This window comes from Streptomyces sp. NPDC052016 (assembly GCF_044548445.1).
Taxonomy (GTDB): domain Bacteria; phylum Actinomycetota; class Actinomycetes; order Streptomycetales; family Streptomycetaceae; genus Streptomyces.
The window spans coordinates 245,884-263,505 of record NZ_JBIUBX010000008.1 but is presented as its reverse complement, the minus strand read 5'-3'; the positions used below and the strand labels follow the sequence as shown (position 1 = coordinate 263,505).

Sequence of the window (17,622 nt, the reverse complement as noted above, 5' to 3'; positions counted from 1 at the left end):
ACATGGTCGTCGATGAACACGTACAGTGCGGCCAGAAGGGCGTCCAGGCAAGGAGTCACAACCAGGCCAACGGGCGCCCTTCGCCATGGTCGCGGCCAGCGCAAACATCGGACTCATTCATCTAGCGGATCATGGGAGACTCGCCCTCATGAGCGGCAAGGCGGACCCCCGGCAGGCGGGGGAAGGGACCACCTCGAGGGCGCGGTTGGACCGGGGGCGCGGTGCGCTCGGGCCCGCGTTGGAGCTCGTGCACACCGGTCGGGCGCCCACCCGCGCGGTGCTCACCGCCGAACTCGGCGTCACGCGCGCCACCGCCGGTGCGGTCGCCGCCGAACTGGAGGCGCTCGGCCTGATCAGGGTCGACGCGCGCCCCGGCGCCGCCGCCGGTTCCCAGGGCCGCCCCTCCCATCGGCTCGAACTCGCCGGGGACGGGCCGGTGGCACTGGCCGCCCAGGTGCACGCCGACGGCTTCCGGGCCGCGCTGGTAGGCCTCGGCGGGCGGATCGTCGCGACGACGCCGGGATGCGAGACCGTCGACGCCGACCCCGCCAAGGTGCTCGCCACCGTCGTGGAGGCCGGCGCGGACCTGCTGCGCGCCACCGGCCGCCGCTGCGTGGGCGCCGGCCTCGCCGTGCCGTCCGCGGTCGCCGAACCGGAGGGACTGGCACTGAACCCCCTCCACCTCGCCTGGCCGGTCGGGGCACCCGTCCGGGAGATCTTCGCGGAGCGGGTCCGTGCCGCCGGCATCACAGGCCCCGCGTTCGCCGCCAACGACGTCAACCTCGCCGCGCTCGCCGAGCACCGGCACGGCGCCGGGCGCGGCGCCCGCGACCTGCTGTGCGTGGCCACGGGCCACCGTGGCGTCGGCGGCGCGCTGGTGCTCGACGGGCGTCTGCACACGGGCAGTTCCGGTCTCGCCCTCGAAGTCGGTCACCTCACCGTCAACCCCGAGGGCCGCCCCTGCCACTGCGGCAGCCGCGGCTGCCTCGACGTCGAGGCCGATCCGCTGGCCCTCCTCACCACCGCCGGCCGCGAGCCGGGCCCCGAGGGCTCGCTGCTCCAGCAGGCCAACGAGCTCGTCCGGGAGGAGTACGATGACCCGGTCGTCCGCACGGCCGCCGAGGCCCTGATCGACCGGCTCGGACTGGGCCTGGCCGGCCTGGTGAACATCCTCAATCCCGACCGGATCATCCTCGGCGGCCTGCACCGCACGCTCCTGGACGCCGACCCCGACCGCCTCCGCGCGGTCGTCGCCGACCGCAGCCTCTGGGGCCGCAGCGGCGGAGTCCCCATCCTCGCCTGCTCCCTCGACCACAACAGCCTTGTCGGCGCGGCGGAGTTGGCCTGGCAGCCCGTGCTGGACGATCCGCTGGCGGCGCTCAGCGAGGTCTGAGCGGTGTGGGGCCGGGCCGAGGCCCGAGGGGGGAGGACGACGGCCCGCGGCCCGGGGAGGACGAGCGCTGCGGGCGGGGCCTCGGGGGTGGGTGATGGCCGCCGGCCGGGCCCTTGGGGCGGGTGAGGGCTGCCGGCCGGGCCTTTTGGGGCGGTGACGCCTTCCGGCCGGGCGCTTGGGGCGGGTGACGCCTGCCGGGGCCCGGCGGAGGCGTGGCCGGGCGGCGCCAGAAGGCTTGGCGTCCGCCAGGGGGTATGGCGTCCAGGGAGGGCGGAGGGCTACAGGGCGGCTCCGCCGTCGACGACCAGATCCGCGCCGACCACGGACGCCGCGTCGTCCGACGCCAGGTACAGCACCGCCCGGGCCACCTCGTCCGTCGACGAGACCCGGCCCAGCGGCGACTCCTCCTTCATCCGTACCCGCGCCCCGGCGAGGATCGGTTCGAGGCGGTGCGACGGCCATCGGCACTCCGATGGCCGATATCGAGGTCTCTATTGGTTCGCCGATGGAAGACGCCCCTATGGTCGAAGACGCCGCCACCCGGTGGCGCACGCACGACCCGAGGACCCATGGTCACCCAGAAGACGACCGAGAACACGACCACGCAGCACGCGATCGCCTGGCCCGAGAAGTACCTGCCCGGCACCGGCGACAACTTCGTCTCCAACGAGGTGATCGTCCGGGGCGTCACCGCCGCAGCGGTGTGGCACTACCTGACCGACACCTCCACCTGGGAGTCGTACTACGACAACGTCGCCGACATCTCCTTCCCGCAGGGCGGTGGCCCCGAGCTGCGGGACGGCCTGCGCTTCAGCTTCGGCACCTTCGGCTTCCCGCCTCTGGACGCACACGTGGTGGAGTTCCAGGCCCCGGCCGACGGCGTCCCCGGCGGGCTGTCGTGGACGGCGAAGCAGGACGGCACGCCGGAGGAGCGGCTTGACGTGCTGCACGCCTGGCTCGTGGAGGACCTGCCCGGCGGCCGCGTCCGCGTCCTGACCCAGGAGACCCAGATCGGCCGTCCGGCCGCGGAGCCGGCGCGGCAGACCCCGAACCCGATGCTCAACGGCCACCAGGCCTGGCTGGACGGACTCGTCGCCGCCGCCTCCAAGTAAGTTGATCTCATGACCGACAAGCTCACTGTGAGTGTCCTGGGCACCGGCATCATGGGCGCCGCGATGGCCCGCAACCTCGCCCGCGCCGGACACGCCGTCCGCGCCTGGAACCGCACCCGCGCCAAGGCCGAACCGCTGACCGCCGACGGCGTCACCGTCACCGACACCCCCGCCGACGCCGTACGGGGGGCCGACGTCGTCCTGACCATGCTCTACGACGGTCCGGCCGCCCTGGACGTCATGCGGGAGGCGGCTCCGGCCCTGCGCGCGGGCGCCGCCTGGGTGCAGTCGACCACCGCCGGGATCGAGGCGATCGGCGACCTGGCGGCCTTCGCCCGCGCACACGACCTCGTGTTCTTCGACGCACCGGTGCTGGGCACGCGTCAGCCCGCCGAGGCGGGGCAGCTGACGGTGCTGGCGGCGGGCCCGTCCGCGAGCCGGGCGGCTGTCGCCCCCGTCCTCGACGCGGTGGGCGCGCGGACGGTGTGGACCGGTGAGGACGGCGGCGCGGGCAGTGCCACCCGGCTGAAGCTGGTGGCCAACAGCTGGGTGATCGCGGCCACCGCGGCGGCAGGTGAGGTGCTGGCGCTGTCACAGTCCCTGGACGTCGACCCGAACGCGTTCTTCGACCTGATCGAGGGCGGCCCCCTCGACATGGGCTACCTGCGCGCCAAAGCCGGCCTGGTCCTCCAGAACCGGCTCTCGCCGGCGCAGTTCGCGGTGGCGACGGCGGCGAAGGACGCACGCCTGATCGTGGAGGCGGGGGAGAGGAACGGCGTCCGGCTGGACGTGGCCGCCGCGAGCGCCGAGCGTCTCGAGCGGGCCGCCGCGCAGGGCCACGGGGACGAGGACATGGCCGCCGCCTACTTCGCCAGCTTCGACGAGGACGACTGACCCCCGAGGAGGAACACCGTGTCCAAACCCCCGCTTCCGCCCGAGGCCGACGAACTGCTGGGCCGCCCCAACCCCTGCGTGATGGCGACCCTCCGCTCGGACGGAACCCCCGTGTCCACCCCCACCTGGTACCTCTGGCAGGACGGCAGGGCCCTGATCAGCCTGGACGAGGGCCGGATCCGCCTCAAGCACCTGCGGCGGGACCCGCGCGTCACCCTGACCGTCCTCGACGGCGAGGACTGGTACACCCACGTCACCCTGATCGGCAGGGTCGTCGAGACGTACGAGGACGAGGACCTCGCCGACATCGACCGGATCGCCACCCACTACACCGGAAAGCCCTACCCGGACCGGGTGCGGGCCCGGGTCAGCGCCTGGATCGAGGTCGAGCGCTGGCACGGCTGGGGCTCGCTGAAGGACAGCGACCAGGCCTCCACCTGACTCGCTGAAGGACAGCGACCAGGCCTCCACCTGACGAACCGCCGTCACGCCGGAACGGCACGGCGCGGCCGGGCCACCAACTCACCCCCGCAGTTGGGGCAGACGCTTCCCATCTGCTCGCCGCACGGCGGGCAGAAGGTGCACTCGTAGGAGCAGATCAGGGCCGGTGCGTGCCGTGTCGTGGGTCCATCCTCGGCGGGCCCGAGGACCACGGCAGCGCGGCGGCGGGACACAGATCGACACGATCGGGCCACATCCCGGCCGGAGCTCACCCCGAACCCCGCCTCGACGAGGGCTTGTACGACGTCCGGCTTCCGCCGGTCCGTGGCGTGGTGGGCCCTGGACGATCCGTCGAAGGACGGAAAGCACCCCGACGCGGCATGTCCTGGTGAAGGTTCGTCACCGCCGTGCACGTCCGCCTCCCCGGACAGCGGCGGGAGACCGGCCGCCGGCCGCCCGATGCTCGCCGCGGCGGGCGCCAAGGACCACCGCGATACCGGGCCATGCGCCGCTGGACCCGCGCCCGTACGGCATCGGACGGCGTTCACCACTGCCGGCCGCGGGGCAGCACCGCCCGCCCCGGCGCCGACACGTGCAGCACCTGGAACAGGTCGCCGTCGGCCTTCACCGTGGCGGGGTCCCCGTGCTCCCACAGCGAGAAATGCACGGTCTCCCACCGGCTGGTGTCGACGGCCGCCGCCGCCAGCACCGCCCCGTCCTCTCGCGCGAGCCGCCCGGCCTCGTCCGCCGCCTCCCGGGCCACCTCGGCGTACACCAGCCCGTCCGGCAACGGCCGGCGCCGCCGTACGGCGAACCGGGCGGGGCGGCCGGCGGCCGCGCCCTCCTCGTACGCCAGGCCCGTCCACTGCCGCACCACCGGGCGCCCGAAGTCGTCGCTCAGGCCCTGGAAAGGACCGCCCCACAGGAAGGCGTTCATGCCCTCGACCGTGTTCCACAGGTAGAACGGCGCGTACTGGTTGACCGGGGAGCCGTGCATCCCGCGCTCGCGCAGCAGGTACGCCTTGAGGCCGAGGCCGGCCCAGTCGTCGAGCTTGTGCCCGACGCGGGACACGCGCGCGCGGACGACGTCCGTGTCGTAGTCGGCCGGCAGCGTCAGCTCGTACTGCATGGCGTGCATCGGTGCTCCTCAGACGGTGGTGGGTTTCGGCGGGCGCAGAAGGGCGAGCAGGCCCTGGACGCCCGCGTCGAAGGCGGCGGGCGAGCCGGACGCGCGGGCCAGCACATAACCCCCCTGCACGGTCGCGAGGACGGCCGAGGCGATCTGCTCCCCGTCCAGCTCGGGCGCGAACTCGCCCCGCTCCTTGCCCTCTTCGACGATTCCGGCGAGCCGCCCGCGCAGCCAGCCGATCGTCTCGTCGACCGGCGCCCGCAGTTCCTCCCTCGCGACGACGTCCGGATCCATGGTCAGCCGCCCGACCGGACACCCGCGCAGCACGTCGCGCTCGCGCAGCAGATACGCCTCGATCCGCTCGTACGGCGTGCCCGGTCCGCCCAGTACTCCCTCGGCGGTGGCCCGCATCTCCTCGGCGGTCCTGCGGATGGCCGCGAGGGCGAGATCCGGCTTCCCCCGGAAGTGGTGGTACATGCTGCCCTGACCGGCGCCGGCCCGCTCCAGGATCGCTTTCGGGCTCGTACCCACGTAACCCCGCTCCCAGAGAAGCTCCCGGGTGGATTCGATCAGCCGTTCCGACGTACTCATGAAGGCAGTGTACATACTGGTAGTTACAGTCGTCGACGCCCTTCGCGGCGCCCGCGTGCTCCGCGGGAGGTATCCACACTGCCGCTGCCCGTACGTCGACCCGGCACCCTCCCTGGAGCCAGTCTCGAGGCATCACCGAAGACCGAAGCGTCACCGAAGGCCGACCCGGGAGATGACCGAGATGCAGACCCTGGCGACCTGGGACGGCGGCCCCGGCCCGTGGATCCTCTTCTTCCCGCTGATCTGGACGGCCGTAGTGATCGGCGCCGTGACCCTCCTGCGCCGCACCGAGTGGCACGGCGGTCGCCCTGGCCACCCCCGGCAGGTGGCCGACGAGCGCCCCGGCGGCGACTCGCCCCCCGCGGTCCTCGGCCGCCGCTTCGCCTCCGGCGAGATCGACGAGGAGGAGTACTGGCGCCGGCTGTCCGTCCTGGACGAGCGGTTCGGCCGTGGGGGTGGCGCGGCATGAGCGCGGCGACGGCCACCCCGGAGGGCCGCCCGGCGCGTCGCCGCCGCGCGGCACACACGGCCGTGCCGCGGGCCGTCGCCGCCGGATGGCCCTTCCCCAGGGGTGGGGTCACCGCCCGGTCAGCCGACCACGGCCGACCGGGCGGGAGCGTGTGCCGGGCCGCGGCCGTCGACCGCGACGACCTCCGGGAACAGGAGCGCGCCCTGGTCGGCCGCCACCCGGCGGGGCGGTCGCGCCGCCCGGTCACGCACGGCGCCGGCCGCCGGCAGGGTGAACCACACGACCTTGCCGGACTCGCCGTCCGGCCGCGCGCCCCAGCTCTCGCTGAGCGCGGCCACCATCGCGAGCCCACGTCCGCACGTGGCGAGGGCGTCGGCGTTCTTGACGCCGGCCACCACGTCCTTCACCACGGGGAGCCGCGGATCGCGGTCGCGCACGGAGACGGTGAGCCGGTCGAGCAACAGCTCCATCTCCACGGTGCACGTCTTGTCGGGCTGCGCATGCAGATGGACGTTGGTCAGCAGCTCCGTCACACCGAGCGCCGCCCGGTCTATCAACGGATCCAGATGCCAGTAGCGCAACTGCGCCGATACGATTCTGCGGACCTGGCCGATCCGCGACGGCAGGGCTTGAAGCTCCACCGTGCAGTGCCTGCTTGGGTTGCTGATCACGGCTGCGACTCCCCGACGTAGGTCCGGAAGAACACGGAGTTCGGATCGATCGGAGCAGTGCGTCTGCGCGAGGCGGCCGCCTGCTGACGTGGCCGGCGGGCTGGTTCGCAGCGTTATCGCCGGTAAACCCAGAGTGACGTGAGAACAGCGTGGCGCAAGGGGTCCGGGACCGCAACTCGCCGTCAGGAACCGACCACGCTCCGCGGTCGGCTCAGTCCTCGCGCCCCGAGGCCCGGCGTACGGCTTCGATGAACCGGCGCGCCGCCGGCGGCCCCGGCTCGCCCGGCGCGGGGTCGTGGTCGCCGAGAGTCAGCAGGTACCGCTTGCCGTTGAGGTCCGCCAGCGCGCGGTCCTCCGGGGCGAACCAGGGCCGCGAGGCGCGGACCGCCTGCACCGGCGCGCTGTCGATCTCGCTGCCGTAGCTGGTGAGCAGCTCCAGCCGGCCGTCGTTGATCCGGACCTGTCCGGCCCGGGTGAGCGAGCGCAGCCGCTTCCCGATCCGCACGCCCGTCGCTGTGAACTCCGGCTCCGCCATGCTCCGCCCCCTCAGCCCTCAGGCAGCCCGTGGGTGTTGCCGCTCCGCTTTTCCTCTGCGGGCGGTGACCAGCCCGTGTCGTGATCCAGTGTGCGCCCCCGTCCGGGACCTCCGCCCCGCCGGGTGCAGTCTGCCCGCCCGGGCCGTCGAGCACCAGTGCGCACGACACGCCGTCCGGGGCCGGACGGGAGCACTCGCGCGAATGCGCCCCCCACCCCGCGCCCCCTCGCACCCAGGACCTCCTTTGGCGCCCTCAAAGATGCGTTTATGCAGGTGGGAAGTGGTGCGGAAGGTGCCTATGATCGAAGCGCGCCGGTCGCCCGAGGCGCCGTCGGCGCGCAGCACGAAGGAGCCCAGCCGTGACCACCCCCCAGCAGGCCCTGACCGGCCCCACCCTCGACGTCGACCGCAGCGACACCACCTACCGCGGCTGGCTGAAAGAAGCGGTCCGCAAGGTCCAGGCGGACGCCAACCGTTCGGCCGACACGCATCTGCTGCGCTTCCCCCTGCCCGAACGCTGGGGCATCGACCTCTACCTCAAGGACGAGTCGACCCACCCCACCGGCAGCCTCAAGCACCGTCTCGCCCGCTCCCTCTTCCTGTACGGGCTGTGCAATGGCTGGATCCGGCCGGACCGCCCGGTGATCGAGGCGTCCAGCGGCTCCACGGCCGTCTCCGAGGCCTACTTCGCCAAGCTGATCGGTGTGCCCTTCATCGCCGTGATGCCGCGCACGACGAGCGCCGAGAAGATCCGACTGATCGAGTTCCACGGCGGCCGGTGCCACTTCGTGGACGACTCCCGCAGGATGTACGAGGAGTCCGCCCGCCTCGCGGTGGAGACCGGCGGCCACTACATGGACCAGTTCACCTACGCCGAACGGGCCACCGACTGGCGCGGCAACAACAACATCGCCGAATCCATCTTCCGTCAGCTGCGTCTGGAACGGTTCCCGGAGCCCGCGTGGATCGTCGCCACGGCCGGCACCGGCGGCACCTCAGCGACCCTCGCGCGCTACGTCCACTACATGCAGTACGACACGCGCGTGTGCGTCGCCGACCCGGAGAACTCCTGTTTCTTCGAGGGCTGGACCACCGGCGATCCGGACGTCACCTGCGACTGCGGCTCCCGCATCGAGGGCATCGGCCGGCCCCGTATGGAACCGAGCTTCGTGCCCGGCGCCGTCGACCGGATGATGAAGGTCCCGGACGCGGCCGGCATCGCCGCCGTCCGCGCCCTCGAGCGGGTCATCGGCCGCAAGGCGGGCGGCTCGACCGGCACCGGCCTGTGGAGCGCGCTGAAGATCGTCGCCGAGATGGTGGCCGAGGGACGGCAGGGCAGCGTGGTCACCCTGCTGTGCGACCCGGGCGACCGCTACCTCGACAAGTACTACTCCGACGCCTGGCTCGCCGAACAGGGCCTCGACATCGCCCCGTACACGGCGGCGATCGACACGCTGCTGGCAACCGGTGTGTGGCAGGGCTGACACACCGTCCCGAGCCGGCCGCCCGTGCGCTACGACGGTGTCGTGAGCCTCCGGTCCAGTCGCGTCACCGCGTCCCGGAAGGTCCGGCCCATCCCGGCCCGGGCCAGCCGCAGCACGGCCCGGAAGGCCGCCGTCCCGTCCGCGGCGAACGTCCACTGCACCCGCGTCCCCGCCTCGGCAGGGGCGAGCCGCCACTCCTCGACCAGCGCACGGGCCCCCGGCGCGTTGGTGACGTCGACCCGGTAGGCGTACACCTCCGGCTCCTTCGCCGCGAGCACCGTCTCCCGGAACCGCGTCCCTCCCCTGAGCCGTATCTCGCGGCCCGCGCCGCCGTCGACCGGCCGCGCCGCCGTCACCGCGGGGAACCAGACGGCCCACCCGGGCACGTCGTCGGCGAGCGCGTGGAAGACCCGTTCCGGAGACGCGGAAACCTCCCGGGCGAAGACCAGCCGGACGGGCGCCGCCTCGACGAAGCCCAGCCCTTCGGGGCGCAGACCGTGAGCCATGCGCGCGACCTCCTCAGCAGCGAGGAAACGGGTGCGTCACCCTAGCTGCCGACCCGTCAGTTGTCTGCACCCTCGGCGAACTCACCGGACTCGCCCGCGACCACCAGCCGCAGATGCTCGGAGATCTCCGCGCGCGCGTCGGTCGGCAGGCCCGCGTCCGTCACCAGCGTGTCGACCTGCTCCAGCGCCGCGAAGGAGCTGAGACCCACCACACCCCATTTGGTGTGGTCGGCGACCACCACGACCCGGCGCGCCGACTGCACCAGACGCCGGTTGGTCTCGGCCTCCGCCAGGTTCGGCGTCGACAGGCCGGCCTCGGCCGATATCCCGTGCACGCCGAGGAACAGCACGTCGAAGTGGAGCGCCGCGATGGCCTGGTCGGCCACCGGGCCCACCAGCGAGTCGGAGGGTGTGCGCACCCCGCCGGTCAGCACCACCGTGGCCGCGCCCTGGCGGGGACCGGAGGCGCGCTGCGCCACATGGAAGACGTCGGCGACCCGCACCGAGTTGGTCACCACGGTCAGGTCCGGCACGTCGACCAGCCGGTGCGCCAGCGCGTACGTGGTCGTACCGCCCGACAGAGCGATGGCGCTGCCCGGCGCGACCAGCTCCGCCGCGGCCCGCGCGATGTCCTCCTTGGCGGTCAGCTCCAGACCCGACTTCGCCTCGAAGCCGGGCTCGTGCGTGCTCGCCTCGACCACCGGCACGGCGCCGCCGTGCACCTTCTCCAGGACGCCCTGCCGGGCCAGCGCGTCCAGGTCGCGGCGGACGGTCATGTCCGACACGCCGAGCTTGCGGGTCAGCTCGTTGACCCGGACACCGCCACGGCGTCGGACCTCGTCCAGGATCAAGGCGCGGCGCTGCTCCGCGAGGAGGTTCTGATTCTCACTCACGTCCGCTCCGGTCCTCTCGCCTCAAGCCGATGCACTCCGGTTCCCCCACTCCCCGACACCTGCGACGACGGACATTCTGCCGGTCGGCGGCGTGCGGGCGTCCCATCCTCGCACGGGCGGGCACCGGCAGCGCCACCACCCACCCGACGCGCACATGTCACCCCCCGTGCCGTCCTCCGGTCCCGTTCGTCACACGGATCGGGGGAGATTCGGTGACGACGGGTGTGCACGGGCCGCCGAGCGGAGATCCTGGTGCCCGCACGCACACAGATGTCGACAGCGCGTCACGGGGGAAGTGCGAGAACAGTGGAACGTGCGCAGCAACCCGCCGGCACCGGCCGGCCGCCCGCGGCAGCCCTGGAACTCCTGGTCCACGGCGTCGGCGGTACCACGCCCGAGAAGATGCTGAACGATCCACGCACCGTACGGATCACCGGCGACGACACGGCCGCCGTGTTCCGCCGCGCCGACGACGTGGACGCCGACCACGCCGGCACCGCGACCGGCGGTCCCCGGGACCGCCCGGTCCCCGAGGCCTACGTCTGGTGCAACCTGACCTCGGGCAACGGCACGCGCGCCCTGTGGCTGCTGCTCCTGCCGTTCATGGTCGTCAACCTCGCCCACTGGATGCGTCCGGCGGCGAAGGAACGCACCCGCGTGGTCCGCCTCTACGGCCTGCTGGTGCGGCTCGCCGGCCTGACCCTGACCGTGCTGCTCGTCGCCGCGGCCTGCGAGGTCGCCCTGGACCTGACGGCCTGGCAGTGCGCGGGCACGTCGTCGTGCGCCGGACGGCACTCCTGGCTGGGCTTCCTGTCGCCCGCGGTCAGGGACGGCGGCTGGTGGACCACGCCCGGCCGACGTCTCGCCCTCGCGGCCGTCGTCCCGACGGCTCTCACCGCGCTCCTGTGGTACCTCTCCCACCGCACCTGGCGGGCCTACGAGTCCCAGGAACCCCCGAACGGCAGGCCCGAGCCGGAGGACGTGCTCGGCCACACCGCCCTGGGCCGCCCCGGCTTCTGGTACGGGCGCCGCCTGGTGGCCCGGCTGCGCGCGGCCCACACGGCGGCGGGCCTGCTCACGGTGGCCGCCGCGGTCGGCACGGCCGCCGCCCGGCAGGACCGCGCCCCCGGCGGCCCCGCCCTGCTGGACGTCCTCGGACGGCTCCTGGAAGCAGCCCTGGCCGCCGGCGCCGTCGCCACGGTCTGGGTCGTCTGCCGCAGAGGCCGCAGCGAACGCCGTCTCGACCGTGTGCTCGACGCCCACCTCGTACGACGCCTGCCCCTGGCCGCCCTCGTCCTGCTCGCGCTCACCCTCGTGTACGCCGGCTGGCACCGTCCCGGCTGGGAGTCGGACGGCCGCCTCCCGGGGGACACGACCTTCGGCGCGATCACCCTCCTCCAGGGCGCCCTGGTGCTCGCCATGGCCGTGGTGGCCTCCGTCCTGTACCGACGCTCCGCCCGCGACCCCGAGGGGCGTGCCGCCCTGCGCGGCCTGGGCGGGCCCGCCGTCGCGACCCTGGCCTGCGCGCTCGGCGGTGTGATGTCCGGCGGCGTCTCCCAGCGCGTCTCCGACTGGCTCGACGGCACCGGCACCTCCCTGCCCGGCCCGCCGGTGCTGCTGACCTGGCAGGCGTCCGTGATCCCGGTGCTGCTGATCGTGCTGCTCGTCCTGGGCGGGCTGCTCGGCCGCAGCGCATGGCGCCTCACCCGCGCCGAACGTGTGGCGGTGGCCCGGGACTACGGGGCCGAACCCGGCGATCCGGCGCACACCCAGCGCATCGCCCGGGCCCGCGCGCTGGCCACCCTCACCGACCGTGCCCCGCTCCTGGTCGCCGTCACCGCCGCCACGACCCTGCTCCTGGGCGCGGGCGCCCTGGTCGGCGCCTTCGCCACCGGCCGGACGCCCGGCCGGGCCGCCGAGGGCGCCCACGCCTTCGTCCGGGGCGCCGCCGAGACCGGCCAGGCGATCGGCTCCTGGCTCATCGGCCTCGGCTTCATACTGTTCGTCACCTGGGGCAGACGCGCCTACAAGGACGCCTCCGCACGGCGCACGATCGGCATCCTGTGGGACGTCGGCACCTTCTGGCCGCGCGCCGCTCACCCCTTCTCCCCGCCCTGCTACGCCGAGCGCGCGGTGCCCGACCTGACCTGGCGCATGGCCACCTGGACGCGCGCCACCGGCGGCCGCCTGGTGATCTCCGGCCATTCCCAGGGCAGCGTCCTCGCCGCCGCCGCGGCCTGGCAACTGACCGCCGCCGACCGCAAACGCGTCGCGCTGCTCACCTACGGCTCCCCGATCGAGCGCCTCTACGGCCGCTGGTTCCCGGCCCACTTCGGACCGGCCGCGCTGAGCGCCCTGCACGAGGACATCGACTGCTGGCGCAACCTCTACCGGCTCACCGACCCCATCGGCGGCCCGGTCCGGCTGTCCGGCGACAGCTGCGGCCCCGAGGTCGACCGTCCGCCCCTCGCGGACCCGCTCGCCTACGGTCGCACCGAGGACCACCCCCTGCCCGCACCCGTCCTGGGCCACTCCGACTACCAGGCGGACCCGGCGTTCGCAGAGGAACGCGAGCTGCTCCTGGCCCGCCTCCGCCCGGAGGTCCCGGTGCAGCGCGCGCAGGCCGGGGAGCCGGAGCGCCCGCGGACGGGGGTCGCCGAGGCCGAGGGGGACAGGAGCGCATCGGGCTGAGGGTTCCGCGACGTCGCATCGCCCCCGCAGGCCAGGCGCGACTTCGCGGCACCCCCTAGGGAAGCTCCGGCAGGTCCTCCGCGAACAGCAGCGTCAGATCGTCCTTGCTCGGCTCCGCCACCTGCGCCACCCGGCCCGCGTGCCGCTCCACCATCGCCTCGAACGTGCGGCGCGCGGTACGGCCGTTGCCGAAGGCGGGGCCCTTCGGGATCTCCGTGAAGTACTTCAGCAGCGCCTCCGCGGTTCCCGGGGCGAGCTGGTACTCGTGCTCGTCGGCCTGCTGCTCCACGATCCGCAGCAGCTCCTCGGGGCCGTAGTCGCCGAAGGTGATGGTCCGTGAGAACCGGGACGCCACACCGGGGTTGACCGACAGGAACCGCTCCATCTCGGCCGTGTATCCCGCGACGATCACGACCACGGCGTCCCGGTGGTCCTCCATCAGCTTCACGAGCGTGTCGATGGCCTCCTTGCCGAAGTCGCGCCCGGCGTCCTCCGGCGACAGGGCGTACGCCTCGTCGATGAACAGCACGCCGCCACGGGCCCGTTCGAAGGCCTCCTGCGTGCGGATCGCGGTGGAGCCGATGTGCTCGCCCACCAGGTCGACGCGGGACACCTCGACGAGATGGCCCTTTTCCAGCACGTCCAAGGCGGCGAGGATCTCGCCGTACAGCCGTGCGACGGTCGTCTTGCCGGTGCCGGGGGAGCCGGTGAAGACCAGGTGGCGCTTGACGGAGGCCGCCTTGAGGCCCGCCTGCTGCCGGCGCCGGCCCACCTCGATCATGTCGATGAGCGCCCGCACCTCCCGCTTGACGCTCTCCAGACCCACCAGCGCGTCGAGTTCGCCGAGGACGTCCTTCGAGGTCCGCACCGGTGTGTCCGGTGCGGTGGTGGCGGGGACCTCCGGCAGGCCGGCCCGTGGCTCGGGGACCGCGCCGAGGATCAGCCCCGCCGACTGAGGGGTCGTCTGCAGGGCCGTGGCCGGCGTGGCCGTCGGCGGTGTGCGCAGGCTCGCGCTCTCGTCGCTGGTGCAGTCCTCCACCACCGGACCGGAACCGGCCGCCGGGTCCGCGCCGCCGTCGGCGAACTCGTAACCACTGCGGGCGCAGCGCTCGGTGCGGCACCGGCGCAGCGTCGTGCGGCAGCCGTCTATCACGTGGAAGCCGTAGCCGCCGCTCTTCGTCACCCGGCAGTTCAGGAAGCTGCCGCGGCCCCCGGCCGACACGTAGAACCCCGCCTCGCCGGGGGAGTCCACCGTGCACCGCTCGACGGTGGGGTCGGCGCCCTTGGTGACGATCACGCCCGTCTGCGTGGCGTCCAGGGTGCAGTTGGTGAGGTTGCCGCCGCTGCCGTGGTCGCGGAACCAGGCGCCGGTCGCCGCCTCCCGGATCCGGCAGTCGTCGAGTTGGGCGGTCGCGCCGTCGCTCACCGACACGGCCGTGTTGCGCACCTGGAACAGGTCGCTGTCGACGACGTCCGCGCGCGAGCCGCGGTCGAGGACGAACAGGGCGTCCGGCACGTCGTGCACCCGGCAGGAGTCCAGCACCGCGGTGGCGCCGTCGCTGACCCAGACGGCCGGGTAGTCGCCGGTGCTGTCGCAGATCTCGGACTGGTGGGCGTCCACCCGCGTGCCCGGATCCCACACCGACAGCCCGTTGCGCCCGAACTGTCGCACCGTCGTCCGCGTCAGCGTCAGAACGGAGCGCGAGCGCAGGTCGATCGCGTTCTCCGGGATGTCGTGGATACGGCAGTCGGCGAGGGTGAGCACGGCGTCCGTGTCGAGGGTGACCCCGTCCGCGGTGGTGCGGTGGACGTCGCAGTCGGTGAGGTGCGCGGTGGCCTGTGCGGTGATGTGGACGCCGTTGCCGCGGACCTCGGAGACCTCGCAGCCAACCGCTTCCAGCGCGGAGTTGTCGCCGGTCGCGCTCAGTCCCGTGCCCGAGGCGCGGCGCACCTTGCAGCGCTCCAGACGGGGGTGGCCACCCCCGCGCACCGCGACGCCCGCCTGCCCGGCGGCGACGACCTCGCAGTCCTCGAAGACACCCCCGCCGCCGTCGACCACGGCGATGCCGATGCCGGCCGGGTTGTCGACGGTGCACCGCCGGACGGTCGGGCGGGCATGGCCGCGCACCTCGATGCCGGCGGCGGACCGTGTGACGATCCGCAGGTCCAGCAACTCCGGCGCGCCGTCCTCGACGAGGACCGCGGGCGCGGCCGCGTCCTGGCCCTCCACGTGCAGGTCCTGGACGACCGCCGAGGCGCGTACGGTCAGCGGCACCCCGTCCACCGGCGCGATGCGCACGGACCCGGGCAAGCCCTCCGGGCCGCGCAGGGTCACGGACCGCTGCACGACGAGGTTCTCCCGGTAGATGCCGGGAGCGATGGTGAGGACGTCGCCCTCGGCCGCGGCCTCCAGGGCGGCGGCGAGCGATGCGTACTCACCCGTGCGGCGGCGCCACCTCGATGTGCCGGTGTGCGTCACCTGGACCGTGCCCTGTGCCATGGCGTTGCTGTGCCCCCACCTCGGTCGTACTGATCGCTCGTTCACCTTCGGGGCGCTGACAGCCGCACCCCGGCAGGCGCACTCGCGCGCGGGTTGATGCCTCGTGCTTCGGCCGGTCCACCGTAGCGTGCGCGAGGGCGATGAGTTGACCGTGACGCGACGCGTCAGCTACCGGTACCGGTACGGCCCCAGTCCGGACCGGCGCGGTCCCAGGCCTGGTCCCAGCGGACGTAACGGCGGTGGACCATGCGCCAGACGATCAGTCTTCGCACGCCCTCGACGACGCCGGCGGTGACGACGGCGGCGCCGAAGCCCGCGAGCACGGCGTGCGTCGTCGCCGTGGCGGTGTCGAGCGGGCGGGCCACGAGACGGCCGTGCGTGTCCGTCCATATCGCGAAGTGGTCCCCGGGCCGCGGGGAGTCGAGGCCCGCCAGCACCGCCCCGTGGTGTGCGGTGCCGTCGGGGGCGGTCCAGTCGGCGATCACCCGGGTGCGGGTGTCCCGCCCGGAGGCGCTCTCGGGATCCGCCTCCAGCAGCGAGCCGTCGATCTTCCGTACGACGGTGGCCGTGATCTCGTGGCGGGATGCGCGCTGTTCGCGGACCGACTGCTGCAACGAGTCCTGGGCGACGGCACCGGCGAGTGCGCCCACGGCGGGCGCGACGAGCAGGATGAGGAGCAGCGCCGACAGGGCGACCCACGCCTCGACCAGGTCCGTCGTACGGCGCAGCGGGTTGTGCCGCCAGCGCCAGAGTCCACCGATCACTCGCAACGGTCCCGCACCCCCTTCCCGCTCCGTGATAACCCCCCGTCGAGGCGTTCACGCGCGGGACCGGTCGAAGAGAGAGCGAAATCACCTGTGCCCGGACCCCTCACGCACGCCTCACAAGAGCGAACGGGCAAGGGACGAGCGGAGGTTCCCACAGCGGGAGGGGCCTCGGGACTCGGCCGGAACCAGGTCGGTGTCGGTGGGGCGGCCCGGCGGGACTAGGCGACGATCGTGACCGGATCACCGACTTGGATCGTGCCGCGGGAGAGCGGCACCAGGTTCTGCCCGAAGACGAGCTTGCCGCCGAGGCGCCGGTGCCGGCCCAGCGTGTACAGGGGTTCCTTGCCGCGGCCCGCGGTGGCCTGGTCGGTCGTGGTCACCACACACCGGCCGCAGGTCTTCGCGACACGGAAGCCGACCTCCCCGATGGTCAGGCGCGACCAGCCGTCCTCGGCCCACGGATCGGTGCCCGCCACGACGACGTTGGGCCGGAAGCGGTCCATCGGCAGCGGGCCCTCGGCGGCGTGCTCGCCGCGCGCGATCAGAGAGTTGAGGGCGTCGAGGGACGCGCTGGTGGCGACCAGCAGCGGATAGCCGTCGGCGAACGTGACCGTCTCACCGGGCAGCGCGTACTCGGGATCGACGGGGCGGCGCGTCGCGGGATCGTCCATGTGGACCAGACGTACGTCGGCGCCGAGGTGGGCACTGCACCAGGCGTGCGCGGCCTCGTCGGCGAGGACCCCCTCGACCTTGTCGCGGAAGATCTCCAGCGACACCGTGCCCACCGGCTCCGGTACCGGCACGGTCAGCGGCTCCAGCCCGGGCGCGGACAGACGGAGGCCGCCGCCGGGCAGGAGCTCGGCGGCGGCCAGCGCGAGGCGTGGCTGCTGACGTTGCGTGACGACCTTTCCCCCGTCGTCGATCAGCGCCCAGCGTCGGTCTCCGGCCAGCCCCCAGGGCTCCACGACGGCCTCCCGGGGCGACTGGCCCCGGAACGCCTTGACCGGATGAACGTGGATCGACAGCAGTTGCGCATTGCCCATGGGGTCATCCTGCCAGGTGGCGCGGACGCCCCCGGGTCGGCTCAGTAGCCGCGGTACTGCTGCTGGTTGTACGGATCCTGGTACTGAGGAGCGGCGGGCCGGGGAGCCGCGGGGCGCATGGCCTCGTAACCCATACCGGGCGCCGCCGGGCGCGGCTGCTGCGCCTGCGGACCGGGGTAGCCGCGCGGCGCGGTGGCCTGCGGCGGGATGTAGGCCGCGGGGGCCTGCTGCAGCGGCGCGGGCTGCTGGGCCTGCGGATAGCCGTAGGAGGGCTGGGACGGGGCCGCCGGGAGGGCGGGCAGCGCCGACGGCAGCGCGGGCAGGCTGCTGCCCGTGTCGTAGGCGGCGGGGACCCGGATCGGGGCGATCTGCGGGGTGCCCCGCTCGGCCACGAGCGAGTCATAGATCGGGGTGTCCGGGAAGGAGGCGGAGTAGTAGCCGCCGCCATAGGTGGAGCGGGGGGAGGTCATGGCACATAAGTTAAGCCCACGATGTGCTGGTTG

General features: G+C 73.5%; 18 protein-coding genes and 1 pseudogene. 7 read left to right on the top strand and 12 right to left on the bottom strand.

The window, feature by feature from the left end:
• The first annotated feature begins 148 nt into the window (after positions 1–148).
• Positions 149–1,393, top strand: a complete 1,245-nt coding sequence (locus tag ACIHAR_RS13065; RefSeq protein ID WP_365466798.1) for an ROK family protein — start codon at positions 149–151, stop codon at positions 1,391–1,393.
• A 278-nt stretch (positions 1,394–1,671) separates the two neighbouring features.
• Here the strand turns inward: ACIHAR_RS13065 and ACIHAR_RS13060 are convergent.
• Positions 1,672–1,821: pseudogene (locus tag ACIHAR_RS13060) on the bottom strand (SDR family oxidoreductase); the annotation flags it as partial.
• A 141-nt stretch (positions 1,822–1,962) separates the two neighbouring features.
• Here ACIHAR_RS13060 and ACIHAR_RS13055 point away from each other — a divergent pair.
• Genes ACIHAR_RS13055 through ACIHAR_RS13045 form a run of 3 tightly spaced genes read left to right on the top strand, consistent with a single transcriptional unit; the run spans position 1,963 to position 3,840 of the window.
• Complete coding sequence (locus tag ACIHAR_RS13055; protein ID WP_400019148.1) at positions 1,963–2,505, top strand: SRPBCC domain-containing protein; 543 nt, start codon at positions 1,963–1,965, stop codon at positions 2,503–2,505.
• Between the two features lie 9 nt (positions 2,506–2,514).
• Complete coding sequence (locus ACIHAR_RS13050; RefSeq protein WP_365466802.1) at positions 2,515–3,399, top strand: NAD(P)-dependent oxidoreductase; 885 nt, start codon at positions 2,515–2,517, stop codon at positions 3,397–3,399.
• 18 nt (positions 3,400–3,417) lie between these two features.
• A complete protein-coding gene (locus ACIHAR_RS13045) occupies positions 3,418–3,840 on the top strand; it encodes a PPOX class F420-dependent oxidoreductase (protein ID WP_400019146.1) in 423 nt (140 codons plus the stop codon).
• A gap of 44 nt (positions 3,841–3,884) precedes the next feature.
• On the opposite strand, the gene ACIHAR_RS13040 is transcribed toward ACIHAR_RS13045, so the two are convergent.
• The 3 genes from ACIHAR_RS13040 to ACIHAR_RS13030 all read right to left on the bottom strand — a co-directional run bounded on the left by ACIHAR_RS13040 (position 3,885) and on the right by ACIHAR_RS13030 (position 5,575).
• Complete coding sequence (locus ACIHAR_RS13040; protein WP_400019168.1) at positions 3,885–4,052, bottom strand: DUF1272 domain-containing protein; 168 nt, start codon at positions 4,050–4,052, stop codon at positions 3,885–3,887.
• A 332-nt stretch (positions 4,053–4,384) separates the two neighbouring features.
• Positions 4,385–4,978, bottom strand: coding sequence for a DUF4865 family protein (locus ACIHAR_RS13035; RefSeq protein ID WP_400019144.1), 594 nt, complete (start codon positions 4,976–4,978; stop codon positions 4,385–4,387).
• A 9-nt stretch (positions 4,979–4,987) separates the two neighbouring features.
• Entirely contained in the window at positions 4,988–5,575 is a 588-nt protein-coding gene (locus ACIHAR_RS13030) for a TetR/AcrR family transcriptional regulator (protein WP_400019142.1), read from the bottom strand.
• Between the two features lie 166 nt (positions 5,576–5,741).
• Here ACIHAR_RS13030 and ACIHAR_RS13025 point away from each other — a divergent pair, with 166 nt between their 5' ends.
• Positions 5,742–6,029 (top strand): SHOCT domain-containing protein, encoded by a 288-nt coding sequence (locus ACIHAR_RS13025; RefSeq protein WP_400019166.1) that lies wholly within the window; start codon positions 5,742–5,744, stop codon positions 6,027–6,029.
• Between the two features lie 119 nt (positions 6,030–6,148).
• On the opposite strand, the gene ACIHAR_RS13020 is transcribed toward ACIHAR_RS13025, so the two are convergent.
• Entirely contained in the window at positions 6,149–6,700 is a 552-nt protein-coding gene (locus ACIHAR_RS13020; protein WP_365466812.1) for an ATP-binding protein, read from the bottom strand.
• Positions 6,701–6,911: 211 nt separating this feature from the next.
• Positions 6,912–7,235, bottom strand: a complete 324-nt coding sequence (locus ACIHAR_RS13015) for a hypothetical protein (protein ID WP_365466814.1) — start codon at positions 7,233–7,235, stop codon at positions 6,912–6,914.
• A 359-nt stretch (positions 7,236–7,594) separates the two neighbouring features.
• On the opposite strand from ACIHAR_RS13015, the gene ACIHAR_RS13010 reads away from it, so the two are divergent.
• Positions 7,595–8,719, top strand: a complete 1,125-nt coding sequence (locus ACIHAR_RS13010; RefSeq protein WP_400019140.1) for a PLP-dependent cysteine synthase family protein — start codon at positions 7,595–7,597, stop codon at positions 8,717–8,719.
• Between the two features lie 29 nt (positions 8,720–8,748).
• Here ACIHAR_RS13010 and ACIHAR_RS13005 read toward each other — a convergent pair whose 3' ends face one another.
• Both ACIHAR_RS13005 and ACIHAR_RS13000 read right to left on the bottom strand, forming a co-directional pair.
• Positions 8,749–9,225, bottom strand: a complete 477-nt coding sequence (locus ACIHAR_RS13005) for an SRPBCC family protein (RefSeq protein WP_400019138.1) — start codon at positions 9,223–9,225, stop codon at positions 8,749–8,751.
• A 56-nt stretch (positions 9,226–9,281) separates the two neighbouring features.
• Entirely contained in the window at positions 9,282–10,118 is an 837-nt protein-coding gene (locus ACIHAR_RS13000; RefSeq protein ID WP_400019136.1) for a DeoR/GlpR family DNA-binding transcription regulator, read from the bottom strand.
• A 306-nt stretch (positions 10,119–10,424) separates the two neighbouring features.
• Between ACIHAR_RS13000 and ACIHAR_RS12995 the strand changes: the two genes are divergently transcribed.
• Positions 10,425–12,809 (top strand): hypothetical protein, encoded by a 2,385-nt coding sequence (locus ACIHAR_RS12995; RefSeq protein ID WP_400019134.1) that lies wholly within the window; start codon positions 10,425–10,427, stop codon positions 12,807–12,809.
• Between the two features lie 55 nt (positions 12,810–12,864).
• On the opposite strand, the gene ACIHAR_RS12990 is transcribed toward ACIHAR_RS12995, so the two are convergent.
• The 4 genes from ACIHAR_RS12990 to ACIHAR_RS12975 form a co-directional block, all read right to left on the bottom strand.
• Positions 12,865–15,309 carry a right-handed parallel beta-helix repeat-containing protein gene (locus tag ACIHAR_RS12990; protein WP_400019132.1) on the bottom strand — a complete coding sequence of 815 codons (2,445 nt, stop codon included), beginning with the start codon at positions 15,307–15,309 and terminating at the stop codon, positions 12,865–12,867.
• Positions 15,310–15,473: 164 nt separating this feature from the next.
• Positions 15,474–16,079 carry a hypothetical protein gene (locus ACIHAR_RS12985; protein WP_400019130.1) on the bottom strand — a complete coding sequence of 202 codons (606 nt, stop codon included), beginning with the start codon at positions 16,077–16,079 and terminating at the stop codon, positions 15,474–15,476.
• Between the two features lie 215 nt (positions 16,080–16,294).
• On the bottom strand, positions 16,295–17,119 hold the full coding sequence (locus ACIHAR_RS12980; protein ID WP_400019128.1) for an MOSC domain-containing protein: 825 nt from the start codon (positions 17,117–17,119) through the stop codon (positions 16,295–16,297).
• 41 nt (positions 17,120–17,160) lie between these two features.
• Positions 17,161–17,589 (bottom strand): DUF6643 family protein, encoded by a 429-nt coding sequence (locus ACIHAR_RS12975; RefSeq protein ID WP_400019127.1) that lies wholly within the window; start codon positions 17,587–17,589, stop codon positions 17,161–17,163.
• Between the last annotated feature and the right edge of the window lie 33 nt (positions 17,590–17,622).